This window comes from Salinivibrio kushneri (genome assembly GCF_005280275.1).
GTDB classification, from domain to species: Bacteria; Pseudomonadota; Gammaproteobacteria; order Enterobacterales; family Vibrionaceae; genus Salinivibrio; species Salinivibrio kushneri.
Genome location: NZ_CP040021.1, coordinates 2,548,606 through 2,569,367, shown reverse-complemented (window position 1 = coordinate 2,569,367; position 20,762 = coordinate 2,548,606). Strand labels below are relative to the sequence as shown.

At 52.7% G+C, this 20,762-nt stretch carries 16 protein-coding genes; 14 read left to right on the top strand and 2 right to left on the bottom strand.

The genetic code is table 11. The annotated features are described in order from the left end of the window. Nucleotides 1–420 precede the first annotated feature (420 nt). Nucleotides 421–1,548, bottom strand: coding sequence for a tRNA epoxyqueuosine(34) reductase QueG (gene queG / locus FCN78_RS11815; protein ID WP_137317908.1), 1,128 nt, complete (start codon nt 1,546–1,548; stop codon nt 421–423). 80 nt (nt 1,549–1,628) lie between these two features. On the opposite strand from queG, the gene FCN78_RS11810 reads away from it, so the two are divergent. The 14 genes from FCN78_RS11810 to rlmB all read left to right on the top strand — a co-directional run bounded on the left by FCN78_RS11810 (nt 1,629) and on the right by rlmB (nt 18,044). Continuing rightward, entirely contained in the window at nt 1,629–3,101 is a 1,473-nt protein-coding gene (locus tag FCN78_RS11810) for a bifunctional ADP-dependent NAD(P)H-hydrate dehydratase/NAD(P)H-hydrate epimerase (RefSeq protein ID WP_077659322.1), read from the top strand. 67 nt (nt 3,102–3,168) lie between these two features. Continuing rightward, complete coding sequence (tsaE, locus tag FCN78_RS11805) at nt 3,169–3,639, top strand: tRNA (adenosine(37)-N6)-threonylcarbamoyltransferase complex ATPase subunit type 1 TsaE (RefSeq protein WP_077659321.1); 471 nt, start codon at nt 3,169–3,171, stop codon at nt 3,637–3,639. 1 nt (nt 3,640) lies between these two features. Further along, nucleotides 3,641–5,329 (top strand): LysM peptidoglycan-binding domain-containing protein, encoded by a 1,689-nt coding sequence (locus FCN78_RS11800; RefSeq protein WP_077457612.1) that lies wholly within the window; start codon nt 3,641–3,643, stop codon nt 5,327–5,329. A 1-nt stretch (nt 5,330) separates the two neighbouring features. Then, complete coding sequence (gene mutL / locus FCN78_RS11795) at nt 5,331–7,346, top strand: DNA mismatch repair endonuclease MutL (RefSeq protein WP_077659320.1); 2,016 nt, start codon at nt 5,331–5,333, stop codon at nt 7,344–7,346. After that, the gene (miaA, locus tag FCN78_RS11790; protein ID WP_077457608.1) at nt 7,339–8,280 is read left to right on the top strand and encodes a tRNA (adenosine(37)-N6)-dimethylallyltransferase MiaA; all 942 of its coding nucleotides are present in this window, start codon (nt 7,339–7,341) and stop codon (nt 8,278–8,280) included. The genes mutL and miaA overlap by 8 nt, the downstream gene beginning before the upstream one ends. A gap of 77 nt (nt 8,281–8,357) precedes the next feature. Beyond that, nucleotides 8,358–8,636 carry an RNA chaperone Hfq gene (hfq, locus tag FCN78_RS11785; RefSeq protein WP_046074381.1) on the top strand — a complete coding sequence of 93 codons (279 nt, stop codon included), beginning with the start codon at nt 8,358–8,360 and terminating at the stop codon, nt 8,634–8,636. Between the two features lie 28 nt (nt 8,637–8,664). After that, nucleotides 8,665–9,957, top strand: a complete 1,293-nt coding sequence (gene hflX / locus FCN78_RS11780; protein ID WP_069361584.1) for a ribosome rescue GTPase HflX — start codon at nt 8,665–8,667, stop codon at nt 9,955–9,957. Nucleotides 9,958–10,006: 49 nt separating this feature from the next. Continuing rightward, complete coding sequence (hflK, locus tag FCN78_RS11775) at nt 10,007–11,167, top strand: FtsH protease activity modulator HflK (protein WP_069361585.1); 1,161 nt, start codon at nt 10,007–10,009, stop codon at nt 11,165–11,167. A gap of 2 nt (nt 11,168–11,169) precedes the next feature. After that, nucleotides 11,170–12,060 carry a protease modulator HflC gene (gene hflC / locus FCN78_RS11770; RefSeq protein WP_069361586.1) on the top strand — a complete coding sequence of 297 codons (891 nt, stop codon included), beginning with the start codon at nt 11,170–11,172 and terminating at the stop codon, nt 12,058–12,060. 92 nt (nt 12,061–12,152) lie between these two features. Next, on the top strand, nt 12,153–12,338 hold the full coding sequence (locus tag FCN78_RS11765; RefSeq protein WP_069361587.1) for a DUF2065 domain-containing protein: 186 nt from the start codon (nt 12,153–12,155) through the stop codon (nt 12,336–12,338). A 117-nt stretch (nt 12,339–12,455) separates the two neighbouring features. After that, nucleotides 12,456–13,754 carry an adenylosuccinate synthase gene (locus FCN78_RS11760; protein WP_069361588.1) on the top strand — a complete coding sequence of 433 codons (1,299 nt, stop codon included), beginning with the start codon at nt 12,456–12,458 and terminating at the stop codon, nt 13,752–13,754. A gap of 203 nt (nt 13,755–13,957) precedes the next feature. After that, nucleotides 13,958–14,593 (top strand): flagellar protein MotX, encoded by a 636-nt coding sequence (gene motX, locus FCN78_RS11755; RefSeq protein WP_069361589.1) that lies wholly within the window; start codon nt 13,958–13,960, stop codon nt 14,591–14,593. Nucleotides 14,594–14,810: 217 nt separating this feature from the next. After that, nucleotides 14,811–17,306 (top strand): ribonuclease R, encoded by a 2,496-nt coding sequence (rnr, locus tag FCN78_RS11750; protein WP_077659319.1) that lies wholly within the window; start codon nt 14,811–14,813, stop codon nt 17,304–17,306. A gap of 3 nt (nt 17,307–17,309) precedes the next feature. Continuing rightward, nucleotides 17,310–18,044, top strand: coding sequence for a 23S rRNA (guanosine(2251)-2'-O)-methyltransferase RlmB (gene rlmB, locus FCN78_RS11745; protein WP_077659318.1), 735 nt, complete (start codon nt 17,310–17,312; stop codon nt 18,042–18,044). 78 nt (nt 18,045–18,122) lie between these two features. On the opposite strand, the gene FCN78_RS11740 is transcribed toward rlmB, so the two are convergent. Further along, entirely contained in the window at nt 18,123–20,753 is a 2,631-nt protein-coding gene (locus tag FCN78_RS11740) for a glycosyl hydrolase family 18 protein (protein ID WP_077659317.1), read from the bottom strand. Nucleotides 20,754–20,762 lie beyond the last annotated feature (9 nt).

Below are 20,762 nucleotides of genomic sequence, written 5' to 3'. Positions count from 1 at the left end.
GCTGTGAAGCATCATTTCTTACACAAATCCCATCTGCCCATGCTTTCTCTGAAAGCGCATGGTGGCGCGGTTTTTTACCAACACTGCACAGACTTATCCACAGGTCAAGCGCTGTGGATAAACCAGTTAATGGATTTGTTGCTGTGTATAGTGCTGGTTATCTTATCATCAGGCACGGTATCTATGTTGCACACGTGCAATAAATACAAAAATACCGTAAATGATTGTAAGGTAAGGGATATTTAGGCTTTTCTTTCAGGTTAGCTAACGCTTTTCCACAGTGTTATTCACTTACGTGATCTTGCTCGCTTAATGCACCATCAATGTGTTTAACTATCAAAAAGCGCACCATAAATGCGCATTGCGTGACGGTTTTCCACATTATGTGAATAGCATCATCTTTCTGCTTGTAAGCCCTGATTAAGCGTCACGAGGCAATCCTTTTTCTATGATGCGCACGAGACGACGCGTCCCTGTGGGTAGCGTTTTGACATCAATACGCTGTCGTTTTTTCTCTTGCTCGCTGAGCGCCCAGTGAATATGTTCGTCAACCAGCTCGTCCTCACCGAGCCGCGCCTTGAGACTATCGATGATCGCCTGATCGAAGGGGGCATTACCCATCGCAATAGCCAAGTTGCGCCGCCATTTTTTAATCCCTATCCGGCGTACTGCTGAGCCTTGGGTTAGCGATAAAAAAGTGTCTTCATCCCAGTTGAAAAGCGTGGTGAGCGGCTGCTGATCAAGGCTGGGGCGACAGTGGAAGTCGGCCTCTAAGGTCAGTTCGGCCTCCCGGTTAAACGGGCAAACCAACTGGCAGTCATCGCAACCATAGATACGGTTACCGATGGCATGGCGAAATTCTAAGGGGATCACGCCGTCATATTCGATGGTCAGGTAGGAAATGCAGCGACGGGCGTCGACCACGCCCTCTGCGATGATCGCTTGAGTGGGACAGCTGGTCATGCAGGCAACACATTTACCGCATTGATTCTCGACAGGGGTGTCGACAGGTAAAGGAAGATCCACCAATAACTCACCGAGGAAGAACCAGGATCCCGTTTCATCATTGAGGATCAGGGAGTGTTTGCCTGTCCAACCCAGTCCTGCCTTTTCCGCTAGAGGACGCTCAAGGACTGGCGCGGAGTCGACGAAAGGGCGGTAACCATAGGGGCCGACCGCTTGTTCAATCTGTTGTCCAAGCTTTTTTAAGCGGTTGCGGATCAATTTATGGTAGTCCCGTCCCAAAGAGTAACGGCTAATGTACCCAAGCTCTGGATGCGCCAGCGTATGCGCAAAACCGGCATTGGGGGGTAAGTAGTTCATCCGCACACTGATCACGCGTACCGTGCCTGGCACTAACTCATCGGGGCGCGCGCGCATCATGCCATGTCTGGCCATCCACGCCATCTCACCGTGATAGCCGTTATCAAGCCAGCGCTGTAATTGCGCTTCATGTTGCTTGAGATCAACATCCGTGATCCCCACCTGCTGGAAGCCTAGCGCTTGCCCCCATTGCTTGATACGTTGGGCGAGGTGGTCGAAATCAATGGATGCATCGGACTTGGGTTGCGACATAGCGGTAGATCCTGAGGCCTTGGGTGGTGCAGAACAATCAATGGAGGCACTTAATGGCAACAAGTTTACCACAGAGTTTCTATCGCGCAGAGCAAGTTCGAGAAGGCGAGCAAGCGGTCGCGCGTGCATTGTCGATTCCCCTGTATCAGTTAATGCTACGCGCGGGACAGTCAGTGTTTGACTGTATTAATCAACATTATCCCAATGCGGCCAGACTATTAATCGTATGTGGCGCCGGGAATAACGCGGGTGATGGTTATGTGATTGCGCGGCTTGCCAAATCCGCAGGGTTGAACGTTACCGTCTGGTCGTTAGTGACCCCAAATAAACTGGAGGGGGATGCGGCGACTGCTTGGCAAGAGTGGCAAGATTGTGGTGGTAGCTATGTGGAACACCCACCCACCATCAGCCAGTTTGATGTCGTGGTCGATGCTATCTTGGGCACTGGATTATCGCGTGCCGTGGAGGGAACGTTTGCGCAGGCGATCAGCGCTATCAACCTCGCGGATGTACCTGTGGTGGCGGTAGATATTCCTTCTGGGCTTTGTGCCAATAGTGGCTGCGTGAAAGGCGCGGCCATTGATGCGGATATGACCGTCACCTTGATTGCGTTAAAACAAGGATTACTCACCGGCCAAGCTGTCTCTTATCGCGGTAAATTATTGTTCGCGGGCTTGAACGTGGCGACGGCGTTCTCGCGTCAGTGCACACCCGCCGGCTACCTTGTTTGCGACGACTGGATTGAACAGTATTTACCAAAGCGCGCGCGTAGTGCACACAAAGGCCAGTTTGGGCGTGTACTGTGTTTAGGTGGCGATCAAGGTATGGCGGGTGCGGTGACCTTATCAGCGCAAGCGGCGTTAAGAGCCGGTGCCGGACTTGTCAAAGTAGTGACACAAAAAGCGCATACGTTGATGCTGGTCACCCGTCAGCCGGAGTTGATGACACAAGATTGGGCACCGGGCCAATCACTCAGCGAGACACTCGCATGGGCAACCCATTTGGTCATTGGCCCGGGACTGGGCCAGAGTGCGTGGTCGGATGCGTTGTGGACGATCGCCGTGAGTGCTCGGACGCCCAAGGTGATTGATGCCGATGGCCTTAATAAGTTAGCGCGGCAGCCACAACACCGTGATGACTGGATCCTCACTCCCCATCCCGGAGAGGCGGCGCGCTTATTAGGTTGTGACACCAAAGATGTGGAACTTGACCGCTTTGCTGCCGTCAAAGCGATACACACTCGTTATGGTGGCGTTGCCGTACTTAAAGGCGCGGGAACAATCGTATATGATGGCACAAATTATGCTGTTGCTAATGTCGGCAACCCTGGCATGGCGTCAGGGGGAATGGGCGATGTGCTGTCGGGTGTAATAGGCAGCCTACTTGCGCAAGGCGTGGACTTATTTCCTGCCGCGGCTCTGGGGTGCTATCTTCATGGCAAAGCGGGTGATAAGGCGGCCGAGGCAGGAGAACGGGGGTTATTGGCCAGCGATTTACTCCCCTATTTGCAACAATTAGTTGATTAGCGCACGGGTGGCGGTAGCCATGCAAGGTGCGACGAATACCCATATAAAGATGAGATCCCTTTGTAGTATGACCCAGACTTTTACCACCTCATTGACAGATGCCGATCGCACCGTGGCGTTTGGTGCCGCGTTGGCGCGTGCATGTACGCAAAGTACCACTTGTTACTTGCACGGTGATCTTGGCGCCGGCAAAACCACGTTCTGTCGCGGCTTTGTGCAAGCAATGGGACATACCGGTAATGTGAAAAGCCCGACCTATACGCTCGTGGAGCCTTACTTGTTAACGCCATGGCAGGTTTATCACTTTGATCTTTATCGACTGGGCGATCCAGAAGAGTTGGAGTTTATGGGGATCCGTGATTATTTTAATGATCAGGCGCTTTGCTTGATTGAATGGCCGGAAAAAGGCCAAGGCTGGTTACCGCGCGCCGATCTAGACATTAGGCTGCGCTATGACGGCGAGCAACGTGAACTGATTATTGACGCGAATACCCATGTTGGGGTAGCAATTATCGACCGTCTAGAATGGGAAGACTAGCATGATGTGGCAGCGGCTTTGCATCTTGATGATCGCCAGTTTGTTGAGTGCAACAAGTTGGGCCAATAAGATTGAAAATATTCGCGTATGGCCCGCCCCCAATGAGACACGGGTGGTGGTGGATCTTGAAGATAAACCGGATTTTAGCTATTTCTCACTGTCACGCCCCGATAGGTTGGTGGTTGACTTAAAGCAGAGCCAGCTGGCGACGCGCTTACCTAAGCCGGTTAAAGGCAGCGATATTCTGGGTAAAATCCGTAAAAGTAGTCCGCCCGAGGCATCGACGTATCGATTAGTCTTTGAGTTAAAAGACGGTGCGAAACCACATATCTTCTCGCTCGCCCCTGGGGGAGAATATGGCCACCGGCTGGTGGTTGATTTACCCCATCCTAAGAAAGTGGATAAAAATAAACCGGCATTGTCTGTTGCTGAAAAAAAGCGGCGTGAGACGGTGGCCGCATTGCCTTTTGGCACCGAGGATATCGTGGTGGCAATTGATGCCGGGCATGGCGGTAACGATCCCGGTGCGGTGGGGCCGAGCCGCAAATTTGAAAAATATGTCACGCTCTCCATCGCTAAGCAAGCGGCGGCGCGTATTAACGCTGTTCCCGGCATGCGTGCGGTCTTAACCCGTACGGGCGATTATTTTGTCGACTTGAACCGTCGTTCCGAAATTGCACGTAAACACAAAGCCCATTTATTGGTCTCGGTACACGCGGATGGCTTCCATAAGCCACAGCCTCGTGGCGCGTCAGTATGGGTACTCTCTCGTCGCCGGGCGAACAGTGAAATTGGTCGCTGGATTGAAAAACACGAAGAGCAGTCCAACTTGTTGGGTGGAGGCTCTTTACTGGCACAGAATAATGAGGACGAGTATTTAAGCCGTGCGGTGTTGGATTTGCAGTTTAGCAACTCGCAAAAGGAAGGCTTTAATGTCGCGAAACGGGTATTAAAGGAGCTTGGCAAAGTCACTAAATTGCATAAATCGAGTCCAGAGCATGCCAGTCTGGCCGTATTAAAATCACCAGACATACCGTCTTTGCTCGTCGAGGTGGGCTTTATCTCGAATCCGCAAGAAGAACGCCTGCTATTTCAGCGTGATCACCAGCGCCGGCTCGCGGATGCGGTCTATCATGGTATTCGCAATTATTTTGAGCGTTTCCCGCCGGATGGCACCTTGTTTGCTGCGCGCAAAAACGGCGTCAAACATAAAGTCAGTGCCGGTCAGTCACTGTCGGTCATCGCTAAAAAATATAAGAGTTCCGTCGCCGCGATAAAATCGGCGAATGGGTTGACCTCTAATACGTTGCGGGTGGGCCAAGTGTTATCGATCCCCAATGTGGATGTCGCCAAATTAGCAGGAAAGACAAGTAAAGCAACATCAACGCGTACGCTGACGCACACCGTGAGCCGCGGCGAGTTTCTCGGCAAAATTGCCGAGCATTATCAGGTCTCGGTGGCGACGCTGCGCCGTGCGAATAACTTGAAGTCTGACACGCTCTGGGTCGGGCAAAAGCTGAAAGTGCCGGGCGCAACACCGCCAGCGGTGAAGCACAAAGTCAAACGCGGTGAATACCTTGGCAAAATTGCTAGCAATTACGGGGTGACGATTGAGAGCCTTCGTCGCGCCAATGAATTACGCTCTGATACGCTGGCGGTCGGGCAAACTCTGATCATCCCAGGAAGCTAATATGGCGATTGAGATTTTACCCGCGCGCCTTGCCAACCAGATTGCAGCAGGGGAAGTGGTCGAACGTCCTGCCTCGGTGGTCAAGGAGCTGGTAGAAAACAGCATTGATGCCGGGGCCACCCGCATTGATGTGGATATTGAAAAAGGCGGGAGCAAACTGATCCGGGTGCGTGATAATGGTGGTGGGATCAGCAAAGCCGATCTGCAGCTTGCCCTGAGTCGACACGCCACGTCTAAGATCCATAGCCTTGACGATCTTGAGGCGATCATGAGCCTCGGCTTTCGCGGCGAGGCGCTGGCGAGTATTAGCTCGGTATCACGTCTTACCATCACCTCGCGTCCAGCTGACCAGCAAGAAGCATGGTCGGCGTTTGCCGAAGGGCGAGAGATGGCGGTGAATGTCAAACCCGCCGCCCATCCGGTTGGCTGTACCGTGGAAGTGGTGGACTTATTCTTTAACACTCCAGCGCGGCGCAAATTTTTACGCACCGACAAAACCGAATTTGGCCACATTGATGAGCTATTACGCCGCATTGCATTGAGCCGGTTTGATATCACCATCAATCTACGCCACAACGGCACGCAAGTGCGCCAATATCGACGTGTACCAGAAAATGGCGATCCACTGCGTCGTGTTAAGGCGATTTGTGGGCAAAAATTTGTTGAGCATGCGTTGCGGATTGACCTGCATCACCACGACATGGCACTGACAGGCTGGATCTGCACACCGGCAGGCGCACGACAACAAAACGATATGCAGCATTGTTTTGTTAATCAGCGAATGATGAAAGATAAGCTGATTAACCACGCGATTCGTCAAGGCTATGAACAAAGCCTTGCCCAGGATCAGTATGCCGCTTTCGTGCTGTATATTGATGTCGATCCGCATCAAGTAGATGTCAATGTGCACCCGGCCAAACATGAAGTCCGTTTTCATCAGGCGCGCTTGGTGCATGATTTTATCTATCAAGCCATTTATGACGGCTTACAACAAGCGTTGTTCTCTGAAGACCACAGTGTGGACCCTGAGACGGGCGAAGTGAGAGAAGCCGTCACTTATCAGCCGCGAGCCTCCGCGACTGCCAACCCCAATCCTTACCAACACGCGGTTGACGCGTTTCCTGATTATCCGGGGAAGTGTGAGGGGAGCGGTGGGTCACAGGCCACGTTGCCGCGTGATACGGTATCGTATCAGCACGACGCCAGTGACGGCTCACGCAGTGGCCGGCCCTCTCACGGTTCAGGCTGGCCGGGAAGACCGTCTGCTCCCTCAAGCTCACCTTCAAAGCAGGCGACGCAAGCGTATCAAGCATTGATGACCCCCCAATCTGATGCCGGGGCTGACCTTGGTGAGGCCACGCCAGCGCGTTCGACGACGTTATCGCATTTTGACAGCGTCCCAGCAACGCTCGATACCGCCTCAACAGTGGCGAGCACGGGTCAGTCTGGATTAGGCAAGGTGCTTGCAGTGGTTGAGCAGCACTATGTGTTGATGTCCTGGGGCGAGGGATTATGGTTAGCCGATCATCACCGGTTGGCATGCTGGCGTCATCAAGGTGCGTTACAACCCGCTCTGGGTGAGGGGTTAGTCACTCAACCTCTATTGATCCCACAACGGTTATCGGCCTCTGAAGAGGAGTGTCAGCGCGTGATCCAGTATCAGGCGTTACTTGGCCAGTTTGGCATTCATATTCGCCCCAAAGGGCAGCAATTAATGGTGATGTCAGTCTGTCAGCCGCTACGCCAACATAACTTGCAAGCGTTTATACCGGCACTGTTGGATTGTTTGGGTGGGTTAGACCCCGACCAATCCCACACGGATCACAGCGCGAGTATGTGCAGTTGGCTGGCAAAGCAGTTGACAGTAGCATCGGATCCAGTCAGCCTTGCGCAAGCGGTACAAACCGTATCGGACATTGAACAATATTGGCAGGGGGATGCGTTAGAAAAGGGGCGCCAGCGCTACTTTAAACGCCTCGACCTGACCTCAGTGATAGAAGCATTACAGCATGACTAATCCGCTGCCTAAAGCGATTTTTTTGATGGGGCCGACTGCATCCGGGAAAACGGATTTGGCCATTGCAATACGCCAGACTTTGCCAGTGGAAATCATTAGTGTTGATTCGGCACTGATTTATCGCGGGATGGATATTGGGACAGCTAAGCCAACCGCGGAGGAATTAGCGCAAGCCCCCCATCGTTTGATCGACATTCGTGATCCGTCTCAGGCCTACTCGGCGGCAGACTTTCGTGACGATGCGCTCACAGAAATGGCGCGGATCGTCGCGGATGGTAAGATCCCACTGTTGGTGGGAGGCACCATGCTGTATTTTAAAGCATTGCTAGAAGGACTATCACCGTTGCCGAGTGCGGATCCTGACATCCGTGAAGCGTTAGAAAACGAGGCGCAACAGCATGGGTGGGAAGCATTACATGCTCAGTTGTGCGAGGTTGATCCCGTGTCGGGGGCGCGGATCCACCCCAACGATCCGCAGCGAATTACGCGGGCGTTAGAAGTCTATCGGATCAGTGGCCAGACCCTAACAGCATTAACAGAAAAAAAAGGTGAACCTTTGCCGTATCAGGTACACCAATTTGCAATAGCGCCTCAGGATCGAGGTGAATTGCATCGCCGCATCGAGCGTCGTTTCGATAAAATGATCGACGCGGGGTTTGAAAAAGAGGTACGCACACTATACGAACGCGAAGATCTGCATGTCGATCTGCCCTCGATTCGTTGTGTCGGGTACCGTCAGATGTGGGACTATTTGGCCGGACGTTGCACCCATGATGAAGCCGTTTACCGTGGGATTTGCGCGACGCGCCAGTTAGCCAAGCGTCAGATAACCTGGCTAAGAGGCTGGGATAATGTGACTTGGCTTGATAGCGACACGCCGTCGCTGTCTTTACAAACGGTGACAAAAGCGTTGACGGCAGGGACGGAAACTTGATGTATACTGTCACTGACAAGGACGCTGCTTAACCGCGACAATTGACTACAATTACAAACAAATAAGGAAAAGAAATAATGGCTAAGGGGCAATCATTACAAGACCCATTCCTGAACGCGTTACGTCGTGAACGCATTCCTGTTTCCATTTACTTAGTAAATGGTATTAAGTTGCAAGGCCAAATCGAATCGTTTGATCAGTTCGTGATCCTGCTAAAAAATACGGTTAATCAAATGGTGTATAAACACGCGATTTCAACCGTTGTGCCGGCACGTGCTGTGAGCCACCACAACAATAACCAAGGAGCTGGTGAGCGTCCACAGGGCGAACGTCAGCAAGAAAAACCTGAGGAATAAAGCATTCTATTGCTAAGGAGTCTATCGCTTGTTTGACCGTTACGAGGCCGGTGAACAGGCTGTACTCGTTCATATAAATTTTACCCATGATGGCGAGTGGGATGATCTCAGCGAATTTCAAATGCTGGTGTCATCCTCGGGTGTCGACGCCTTGCAAGTTGTTGTCGGCAGCCGTCAGTCCCCTCATCCCAAATATTTTGTTGGAGAGGGAAAAGCCCAAGAAATAGCAGATACAGTGCAACAAGTCGGCGCGGACATTGTGATTTTTAATCACACCTTATCCGCGGCGCAAGAGCGCAACCTAGAGCAACGGTTTAAATGCCGAGTGTTAGACCGAACCGGATTAATCCTCGATATTTTTGCCCAGCGCGCGCGTACCCATGAGGGTAAGTTGCAAGTTGAGCTGGCACAGTTACGTCACTTATCTACCCGGCTTGTGCGAGGCTGGACTCACCTTGAGCGTCAAAAAGGCGGGATTGGCTTGCGTGGCCCGGGTGAAACTCAGTTAGAAACAGACCGTCGCTTAGTGCGTGATCGGGTAAAAGCGATTTTAAAGCGACTGGATAAAGTGGCGAAACAGCGAGAGCAAGGGCGGCGCGCTCGCGCACGGGCAGAAGTGCCGACTGTGTCATTGGTGGGGTATACCAATGCGGGCAAATCGACCTTGTTTAATCGGATCACCGAAGCGGGGGTATATTCGGCCGATCAGCTGTTTGCCACCTTGGATCCGACATTACGCCGTATTGAAGTCGACGACGTCGGTACCGCAATATTGGCGGATACCGTTGGCTTTATTCGTCACTTACCGCATGACTTGGTCGCGGCATTTAAAGCAACGCTTCAAGAAACACAAGAAGCGAGCTTGTTGTTACACGTGGTCGATGCCAGTGATGAACGCTTTGGTGACAACATTGAGGCGGTCAACAGTGTGTTGGATGAAATCGATGCGGCGGATGTGCCTCATCTTATCATTATGAACAAAATAGATAGTCTGGATCAGGCTGAGCCTCGTATTGAACGGGACGAAGAGGGCGTTCCGAAAGCAGTATGGGTGTCAGCGTTGTCTGGTCAGGGTATCGCGCTCATATTTGAAGCCCTTACCGAGCGTTTATCTGGCACCATGGTGCGGCATCAATTACGGCTACCACCCAGCATGGCCGGACGAATGCAAAGTAAATTTCACCAGATGCGATGCATTGTCAGTGAAGAGTACCAAGATGATGGGCATCTACTTGTCGATGTCAGGCTGCCACAAACAGACTGGTATCGACTAGAAAAAAGAGAAGGCAACCAGCTCGGCGACTTTATCGTCAGTGATTAGGCTGCTAGAGTAAAAAATTATCGTCAGATCAATTTGATGGAGTGCGCGAATGGCGTGGAATGAGCCAGGAAACAATGGCGGTCCCGACAAAGACCCCTGGGGGAATCGTGGAGGCCGTAATCAAGGGCCACCGGATCTTGATGAATTGTTTAACAAACTAAGTCGCAAACTGGGCGGCTTAGGTGGCCGCAAAGGTAAAGGACCATCGTTCGGCGGTGGTATGGCAGGGCTAGGCGTCCTCGCGCTAGTAGGCATCATTGTTTGGGGGATTTCCGGGTTCTATACCATCGGAGAAGCTCAGCGTGGTGTGGTCTTACGGTTTGGTCAGTATGATCGTATCGTTCAACCGGGCCTGAACTGGAAACCAACCTTTGTGGATACGGTAAGCACGGTGGACGTGGAGTCGATTCGTTCGCTCAATAGCTCTGGCCTGATGCTGACCAAAGATGAAAACGTGGTCAACGTTGAAATGGACGTTCAGTACCGCGTGATGGATCCACAGCAGTATTTGTATAGCGTGACCAACGCCGATGATAGCTTGCGTCAAGCAACTGATTCGGCATTGCGCGCGGTCGTGGGTGACTCTTTGATGGATGACATCATCACCCGTGGTCGTCAAGAAGTGCGTGAGCGCACCCAAGTTGAGCTGAACGACATCATCGACAAGTACAAAATGGGCTTGTTGGTGGTGGATGTTAACTTCCAGTATGCGCGCCCACCTGAGCAGGTCAAAGACGCCTTTGATGATGCGATTGCAGCGCGAGAGGATGAGGCCCGCTTTATCCGTGAAGCTGAAGCGTATCGCAATGATGTGTTGCCGAAAGCAACGGGTCGTGCAGAAACGCTGAAAAAAGCGGCACTGGGTTACAAAGAGCGTACGGTTAACGAAGCTGAGGGTGAAGTCTCTCAATTTGAGAAACTGTTGCCTGAGTATCGTGATGCGCCACGCGTGACGCGTAACCGGCTATACATCCAGACCATGGAAGAAGTATATAGCAATACCAGTAAGGTGATGGTGGATTCGCAAAGCGGAAACAGCAACCTCATGTATCTCCCACTGGATAAGTTAATGGGAGGCGCAGCCGTTGGCGCTAACCAGCGTAAAGAAACGTCGAGCAGCCAGTACGGTATTGAGCTTGAGCAAAGCTCGCAGCCTAAACAGCAAGAGTCGGCGCCGCGTTCTGGTTCATCACGAGAAGGGAGATACTAAGCATGCGTAAGATGATGATCCCCGTTGTCGTCCTAGCGGCAGTGGTCTTTTTGATGTCGATCTTCGTGGTGAGTGAAGGTGAGCGCAGCATTGTTATCCGTTTTGGACGCGTGCTAAAAGCGGACAATGATATTGCCAAGATCTACCAACCGGGTCTGCACTTCAAACTGCCATTGTTTGATCGCGTTAAGACCTTGGATGCGCGTATTCAAACCATGGATGATCGCGCTGATCGCTTTGTCACCGCAGAGAAAAAAGACGTTATTATCGACTCTTACGTCAAATGGCGTATTAAAGACTTTGGTCAGTATTATCTGTCCACGGGGGGCGGTAATAAATTGACGGCTGAATCTCTGTTGCAACGTCGTGTTGCCGATGGCCTGCGTGCCGAAATTGGTAATAAGACCATCAAAGAGATTGTGTCTGAAAAACGTGATCAAGTGATGGAAAGCGTCCTTGAGCGTGCGGCCAGCGAGGGCTCGCGTGATTTAGGGATTGAGTTGATTGACTTGCGTATCAAGCGTATCAACCTCCCGAGTGAAATCAGTGAGTCGATTTATGCCCGTATGCGTGCTGAACGTGAGGCCGTTGCCCGTCGTCATCGTGCACAAGGTCGCGAGCAAGCGGAAATTATTCGAGCGCAAGCCGAGCTAGAAGTGGCGACAATTCTGTCCAAAGCAGAACGTCAAGCGCGGATCACTCGTGGTGAAGCTGACGCAGAAGTGGCGAAGCTGTTTGCCAGTGCGTTCAAAAAAGAGCCTGAGTTCTATAGCTTTGTTCGCTCGCTACAAGCGTATCGTAAGAGCTTTGACAGTAAGAGCGATATGCTGGTTGTGGATCCGAAGAGTGATTTCTTCAAATACATGAAGCAACCTGAAGCGATAGAAAAGTAAATCGTTAGATGGGTAGCGACGCATAAAAGACAAGGTTCTGGCCTTGTCTTTTTTTATGTCGTCATCCCCTGTTTTCGACGTAGGAGGTAAGGATGACTAGCTTGTGGGGCGCGCTAGCGCTGGTATTAGTGGTTGAGGGGTTAGGGCCGATGTTACTGCCCAAACAGTGGCGACAAATGGTCATGGCTTTAGGTGAGCAATCTGATACCCAGTTGCGGCGTATTGGCGGTTGCTTGGTGGTGATTGGGTGTGTGTTGGCTTACCAGTTTTTAACCTAGCATTCAGCCACCTGGTACCGAGAAGAGCGGTGAAAATGTCAATACGGTTAAAAAATGACTGCAACCGAGTTTTTAAGGTGCTAGAATCCATTTTTAACTAGCTGCATATCGAAGAAGATGGGTAATAACGTAGTCGTTCTCGGCACCCAATGGGGTGACGAAGGTAAGGGAAAGATCGTTGATCTTTTGACTGAAGATGCAAAATACGTGGTGCGCTATCAAGGCGGTCACAACGCAGGTCATACTCTTGTCATTGACGGTGAAAAGACCGTCCTACACTTGATTCCTTCTGGTATCCTCCGCAACAACGTTAAATGCATTATCGGCAACGGCGTGGTGCTGTCCCCGGACGCCTTGCTGAAAGAAATGGGTGAGCTGGAAGCACGTGGCGTGCCGGTTCGTGAGCGCCTATTCCTGTCAGAAGCTTGTCCACTGATCCTGCCTTATCACATTGCGCTTGACGCGGCACGTGAGCAAGCACGCGGTAAGAAAGCTATCGGTACCACAGGCCGTGGTATTGGTCCTGCATACGAAGACAAGGTTGCCCGTCGTGGCCTACGCGTTGGCGACTTGTTTGATAAAGAAGCTTTTGCTGAAAAACTCAAAGAAGTGATGGAATTCCATAACTTCCAGCTCGAGCATTTTTACAAAACTGAGCCGGTGAGCTACGAAGAGACCTTGGCGAAAGTCATGGAGCAAGCGGACATTCTCACTGGTATGGTGATGGACGTCACCCAAGAGCTGGATGATGCCCGCAAGCGTGGTGACAAAATCATGTTTGAAGGCGCACAAGGCACCTTGCTTGATATCGACCACGGCACCTATCCGTATGTGACTTCATCGAACACCACCGCTGGTGGTGTCGCGGCAGGCTCTGGCTTTGGTCCGCGTCATCTTGGTTATGTGCTGGGTATCGCCAAAGCCTATTGCACGCGAGTAGGCGCAGGCCCATTCCCGACTGAGCTGGATGACGAGATTGGCATGCATCTCGGCACCAAGGGCGCTGAGTTCGGTGCGACTACTGGCCGTAAGCGTCGTTGTGGTTGGTTTGATGCGGTGGCAATGCGTCGTGCTGTGCAGATTAACTCGGTATCAGGCTTCTGCTTAACCAAGCTAGACGTGATGGACGGTTTGGAAGAAATCAAAATCTGCACCGGTTACAAGATGGCAGACGGTTCCACGGTTGAGGTGTCTCCACTAGCAGCTGACGCGTATGAGCACATCGAGCCTATCTATGAAAGCATGCCGGGCTGGAGTGAAAACACCTTTGGAGTGAAATCTCTCGACGAACTGCCGCAAGCAGCGCTCGATTACATCAAGCGTATCGAAGAGCTGACTGGTGTGCCTATCGATGTGATCTCGACCGGTCCAGACCGTAACGAAACCATCATCAAAGTGCATCCTTTTAATAGCTAAGCACGTGAGACGGTTCGATACTAAAAGCCAGCGTTGATCGCTGGCTTTTTTACTATTTTGGTGTAGCGTTGGAAGCCAGATCGCGTGAAAGCGGAAAAAACTTGCCGCCTTTGCTAAAGTCAGTATGCAAGGTGCCGATACAAAAAAGCACACGGCGAGCGTGCGCGTTGCTGTTGGGTTTCTTGGTTGAATAGCGAGTAGGCATGAAGTTTCGAACGCTGATTTTTTCACTTTCTCTGACGACAGCGACGCTGACGACAGCAACGGCCCGCGCGGACGTCGGGGCGGCTGTGCCATTATACGAAGAAAGTGAACTTATCACCCTTTTTGAAACCAACTCTCACCTTGAGCGCGTCGAACAAGACGAATGCCAGCTCGTGCAAGACATCGAAGCCCGAGCTACCCGTGTCGGCTCTCCCGCCTACGAGTTTTTATATGGCGATATGCTGGCGTGGGGAGTGTGTGTGGATCAAGACGCGGATCTCGGTGTTTACTACATGAAGCAAGCGGCGCAGCAAGGGCTACCCGCTGCGCTAGAGCAAATTGGCCGTTACTACGCCAATGGCACGCTGGTCCAACAGGATCAACGTCGGGCGATTCCTTACCTGCGCGAAGCCGCTTCATTGGGTGATACGCGTGCCCGGATCCAACTGGCTGAGTTGCTAGTGGATGATGTCGGGTCGCCACTTGATTATGAAGACGCTTATCGCTGGTTATATCAAACCATCACCGCAGACTCTCGTACCCGCAACCGTATTTCAGAGCTTCGTGCCGCACTTGAAGCACGGATGCCACAGAATATTATCGCCCGCGCCAAACGGCGTACCAGCTATTGGTGACCGCGAAAGGCGCCAGTAGGCGACTTTATGCGCAAAATCCGTTACACTCTCTATACACATCTGTTCCCAATCTGATTTGATATGGCCGATGCGCCATGTTCCTCTCGTTGCCTGCAAGCAAGGCGCTGAAACAAAACGTCAAACTGCGATCATCGCGGCGCAATAGCGACAGTTTACAGATATAATGAAATCAACATACGCCAATAGGAAAAGGTCTATGTCGCAAGACACAGGTTCGACAAATAATACCCCAAACAACATCGCTGCGGATCCACACCAGGCACGTGAAGCGGAGAAATACGACAATCCGGTCCCCAGCCGAGAGCATTTGCTGGAAGTAATCCGCAGCTTCAAGGCGCCAGTGAGCCGCGATAATCTGTTTTCACACCTTGGCTTAGCTGGTGATGAGCAGTATGAAGGGCTACGTCGACGCCTGCGCGCCATGGAGCGTGATGGACAATTGGTGTTCACCCGTCGTCAATGCTATGCCTTACCCGAGCGGTTAGACTTGGTCAAAGGCACCGTGATTGGTCACCGTGACGGCTTTGGTTTTCTGCGCCCAGAAGGCAAAGGCAACCACGATGACTGGATGCTCCCTCACCACCAAATGCGCAGTGTGATGCACGGTGATGTGATTTTAGCCCAAGGTGTTGGCACCGATAAGCGCGGCCGTAAAGAAGCCCGTGTGGTGCGCGTCACCGAAGCGCGCCAAGGTCAGATTGTAGGCCGTTACTTTGTGGAAGATGGTATGGGCTTTGTCGTGCCAGACGATAGCCGCCTGGGCCAAGATATCGTGATTGATAAAGATCATACTCAGGGCGCGCGTATGGGCAATGTGGTGGTGGTTGAGATCATGCAGCGTCCGACCCGACAAACCAATCCTGTCGGTAAGATTGTTGAAGTGCTGGGGGAGAACATGGCACCCGGCATGGAAATCGAGATCGCGATGCGCACCCACGATATTCCTCATCAATGGCCGGATGCGGTGCTCAAGCAAGTGAAAAGCTTGAGTGAAGAGGTCCCAGAAAAAGCCAAAGAGGGCCGTGTCGATCTGCGTGATTTGCCACTGGTGACCATCGATGGTGAAGATGCCCGCGACTTTGATGATGCGGTCTATTGCGAACGTAAACGCTCGGGCGGCTGGCGCCTGTGGGTGGCGATTGCCGACGTCAGTTACTATGTGCGTCCTGATTCGGCGCTGGATAAAGAAGCGCAAAACCGCGGTAACTCGGTGTACTTCCCGAACCAAGTGGTGCCTATGTTGCCGGAAGTGCTTTCTAATGGCTTATGCTCGCTGAATCCGCAAGTCGACCGCCTATGTATGGTGTGTGAGATGACGATTTCAGAATCAGGGGCGTTATCTGGTTACAAACATTACGAAGCGGTGATGAACTCCCACGCGCGTCTGACTTATACCAAGGTGTCTCATATTCTGGAAGGCGATGAGGAACTGCGTGAGCGCTACCGCTCATTGGTGCCGCACTTAGAAACGTTACACGATATGTACAAGGTGCTCAGTGATGCGCGTCAGCAGCGTGGGGCGATTGAATTTGAGACGGTGGAAACCCAATTTATTTTCAACGCGCAGCGCAAAATCGACCGTATTGTGCCAGTGGAGCGCAACGATGCACACAAGATCATCGAAGAATGTATGATCTTGGCCAACGTTGCCTCGGCGCGCTTTGTGGAAAAACACAAAGAGCCGGCGCTCTTTCGTGTTCACGAAGCGCCAGGAGAGGAACGTCTTAGCGGCTTTAAAGACTTTTTAGGCGAGTTAGGCTTAAGCCTGAGCGGTGGTCTAGAGCCGACGCCGAAAGATTACGCGGCACTGATGCATGTGGTCCATGGTCGTGCTGACAGTGAACTGATCCAAACCATGTTGCTCCGCTCGATGAAACAAGCGGTGTATCAGGGGGATAACCAAGGCCACTTTGGTTTGGCGCTCAAGCAATACGCGCACTTTACCTCGCCTATTCGTCGCTATCCAGATTTGCTGTTGCACCGAGCGCTTAAATACCTAGTTGCCAAGCAAGCGGGTAAAAACCAAGACCGTTGGACACCCACTGGCGGCTATCACTACTCGTTTGATGATATAGATGTGCTGGGTGAACAATGCTCGAAAACAGAGCGCCGTGCCGATGATGCCACCCGTGATGTGTCAGACTGGCTTAAATGTGAGTACATGCAAGATCACGTTGGCGATGAGCTAGAGGGCGTGATTGCCAATGTCACTGGTTTTGGTTTCTTTGTCCGCCTTAATGAGCTACATATCGATGGCTTGGTGCATATTTCTAACCTCGATAACGATTACTATCGCTTTGATATGGTGGGTCAGCGTCTGGTGGGCGAAGGCTCGGGTCGTGTGTTCCGGCTCGGCGATCAGGTGACCGTGAAAGTCTTGGCGGTGAACTTGGATGAGCGACAAATCGACTTTGAGCTGGTAGGCTCTGAGCGCAAAGCCCGTCGCCCGGGCAAAACCGCGCGCGATAAACGCAAGAAAGGCCGTGCGGAGTCGAATAAAGACCCGCAAGCCCGTCGTGAGCGAACCTCGGTTCGCCAACAGCTCAAACGCGGTGCGGTGCCAAATGTTGAAGCCGATAAGGCGCCTGCAGATAAAAACGGCAAAAAGCGTAAAGTGAAATCGCCAGCGGAAAAAGCGCGTAAGAAAAAGGCGAAGAAACAAAAAGCCAAAGCGGGTCAGAAAAAGAAGTAAATCATGAGTAATGAAGTAATTTACGGTATTCATGCCGTTAAAGCGATTTTAGCGACCGATCCTTCCCGCTTTATCGAAGTGATGGTGTTAAAAGGGCGCCAGGATGAACGTCTGGTACCTGTGCTCAATGAGATTGCGATGCTGGGCGTCAGTATTCAGCAAGTCGGCCGCAAAGCGCTAGACGATAAAACCCAAGGTGCGTCGCATCAGGGGATTGTTGCCCGTGTCAAACCGGGTCGTCAGTACAACGAGAATGACTTGGAGGCGATCCTCGCCAATACCGAGAACCCCTTGTTGCTGGTGCTTGACGGTGTCACCGACCCGCACAATTTGGGGGCGTGCTTACGTACCGCGGATGCGGCGGGAGTCAGTGCGGTGATTGTTCCGAAAGACAAATCCGCTCAGCTCAATGCCACGGCGAGAAAAGTGGCCTGTGGCGCGGCTGAAGTCGTGCCTTTGGTGCGTGTTACTAACTTGGCGCGTTCTATGCGGACGCTCAAAGAGCAGGGCGTGTGGTTTGTGGGCACCGCGGGTGAGGCCGATCATGATGTCTACGACACCAAATTAGTGGGGCCGCTAGCCTTAGTGATGGGCGCAGAAGGAGATGGCATGCGCCGTTTGACCCGTGAAACCTGTGATGAGCTGATCCGGATCCCGATGTCGGGCAGCGTGTCGAGCTTGAATGTATCCGTGGCGACGGGCGTCTGTTTGTATGAAGCGGTGCGTCAGCGTCGCTAAATACCACCTCTCTTGTTCTCCGTTGAAGAAAAACGCCCCGGCTTGGGGCGTTTTGTCATTTTGGGAAGTGAAAAACCATTACAGTAATTGCCAGACCGCGGCGCTGCCTGGCTTTTCGCCTCGGGTCCACCACTTGGCTTGGTAGCGTTGGTTGTTGTATTCAACCTCATCGCCGCCGGAATAAGCGACGCTCGCTTGCCATTCACTGCTTTGGTTGGATTGGCTATCCCCGACGCGCTCCCATGGCCCGCCTTGGTCTGGGCGCTGACCCTTGGTCCACCACTTGGCGCGATACTCAACCCCTTGATACAGGACGCGATCGCCGCCCACATACACGGTGTTTTCATCCCACGTTGGCAAGCCACTGGCCGGCGTCACGGTGACCGTGAATTGTGCTTGCGTGGTTTTGTCGCCATCGCTGACCTCGACCGTGACCACATAGTCGCGATTCTCCGTCACTGTGGGTGCCGTTAGCGATACTTGATCCCCGGTGCCAGAAACGGCCAGATCGCCGGATGCACGGTAGGTGTAGCTGAGTGTATCGCCATCTGGGTCGTTCGCCTCAACCGTCACGCGGGTTTGCTCACCGCTTTTCAGGCTAACTGGGGCGATAGGTGCCACGGTAGGGGCTTGGTTTTCACCCGGTACCACCACCTCGATAGTCGCATTGGCCTCGGCATTGGCTTGGCCATCCGATACCGTCACCGACAGAGAATAGTCGGTGCTGGTGCTCACATCGGGGGCGGTCACGGTGACCGAATCCGTGTCGCTATTGGTCAGCGCCAATGCCGCATCACCTTGCCAGAGATAGGTCAGGGTATCGCCATCCCGATCGCGCCCATTGGCCGCAATGGTTAATGACGCTCCGGGCGCCAGCGTATAGCTTTGCTGTGCAAGGGTGACGGTGGGGGCGTTATTGACGGGTGGTTGACCATCCTGTGCTAAGCCCTCGTGCATCGCATTGAGGATATCGCCATTGTCGGCATCGATTTCCCAAGCAAACAAACCGGCGAAGTTGTGGTTGCGTACATACTGGCCTTTGGCTTTGACCGAGCGTGGGTTGTCGTAAGTGACTAGCTTGCCGTTGTCTGGGTTCCAAACGTAGGCCGCTTCAGCTTGCTCATCATAACCGGGTTGGAATCCATTGATACCGTTCCCCGCGCTGCCGAGCATTGATTTGACGACGCCTTTGTAGTCAATCACACCCGCTTCCCAAATACCATCAGCGGTGCTGCCTTTGATGGGGCCGTTACCGGGCGCGGTCATCGGATTGCTAGGATCGGTTGCATTGGCAGGGAAAACGCCTTCCCAGCCACGACCGTACATCGCGGTACCGATCACCATTTTTTCCGGAGGCACACCGCTCTCTAGCAGTAATTGCACGCCATTATCGAGCGTGTAGGCCGGGCCTTTGCGAGGTTCGCCGTTGTCATCGACGCCGGTGCCATCACATTCGCCCGCGCTCATGTGGCTACCACAGTAAATGGCGGTTTGGTGGCCGGTGACATTATTCCATGCGCCGAAAAAGTCGTAGGTCATGGCAAAGATGTAATCCATGTACGGTGCGCTGGCGCTGTAATCGACATTGGCGACTTTGTCATAACCGGCCCCGACGGCCGAGGTGAGTTGGTACTCACGGCCCGTGTCGGCTTCGAGCTCATCCAACATCGCGCGCAGCTCACGCATTAAGGCCGCGTAGGCTTGGCTATCTTTATCTGGGTCACCTAAATCAGGGTTGGCACCGCCACCGCCTGGATATTCCCAGTCAATGTCGACCCCATCGTAGAATTTCCAGGTTTGCAGGAACTCTTTCATTGAGGCAACAAAGACATCACGGTTGGCCTTGTCGGTGAAATCATAGAAGGGGTCGGATAGGGTCCAGCCACCCACGGAGGGGAGAATTTTCAGATCCGGGTAGCGCTGTTTGAGCGCCATCATTTGCGCGTAGGTGCCACCAATCGGATCTTTAGCTGGCGTGCCGGGCAGTTTTTTCTGAATCGCCGCCCAAGGGTCATGGATCGCCACTTCATAGTCTTTTGAGCCTTGGCAGGCAAGCTCCAGCGCGCGCAAGCTGTTGCCATTTTCGATGTCGCCCAATGACTCATTGGGGCCACAAATGGGGATAAAGCCATACAAGATGTGGGTGAGATTCCCCGCGGGCACCTGACTGACATCGAAGTTACGACCATAAATGCCCCATTCGACAAAGTATGCCCCCACCACGGTATCAGGTTGTTTGGGGTAGTCGTTGTTGTTGGGGTCGACATTCATCGGCAGTGGGTCAAGATGCACACCGTCGGTGTCTGCGATCACGATGGGTTTGGCGGCACTGGTCGCACACTGGCCATCCACGCCGCCTTCACACAAGGCGAGTTTAAGTTGATGGCGGCCGCCTTTGTCATAAGGGAATGTAACTGTGCCAGACTTGGTGCCTGCCGGTAAGGTGCCTTGATTGACGACCTGATCGTCAAAGTACACCTTGTAGCTGTCACCGCCATCACCGGACCAGGCATTCCATTTAATTTCAATTTGGACTTCATCCACGCGTTGCACCAGATCTTTGTACGATCCGCGGCCATATTCGTCGACTTCAACAAAAGAATAGTTTTGTGGCTTCCAGTCCAAACTTGGGGTTGAGGGGGCCGCCACGGCGTGGCTGGCACCCAGTGCCCCAGCAATCGCCAGAGAGAGTAGGGTCATTGGCTTCATGTTTGCTCC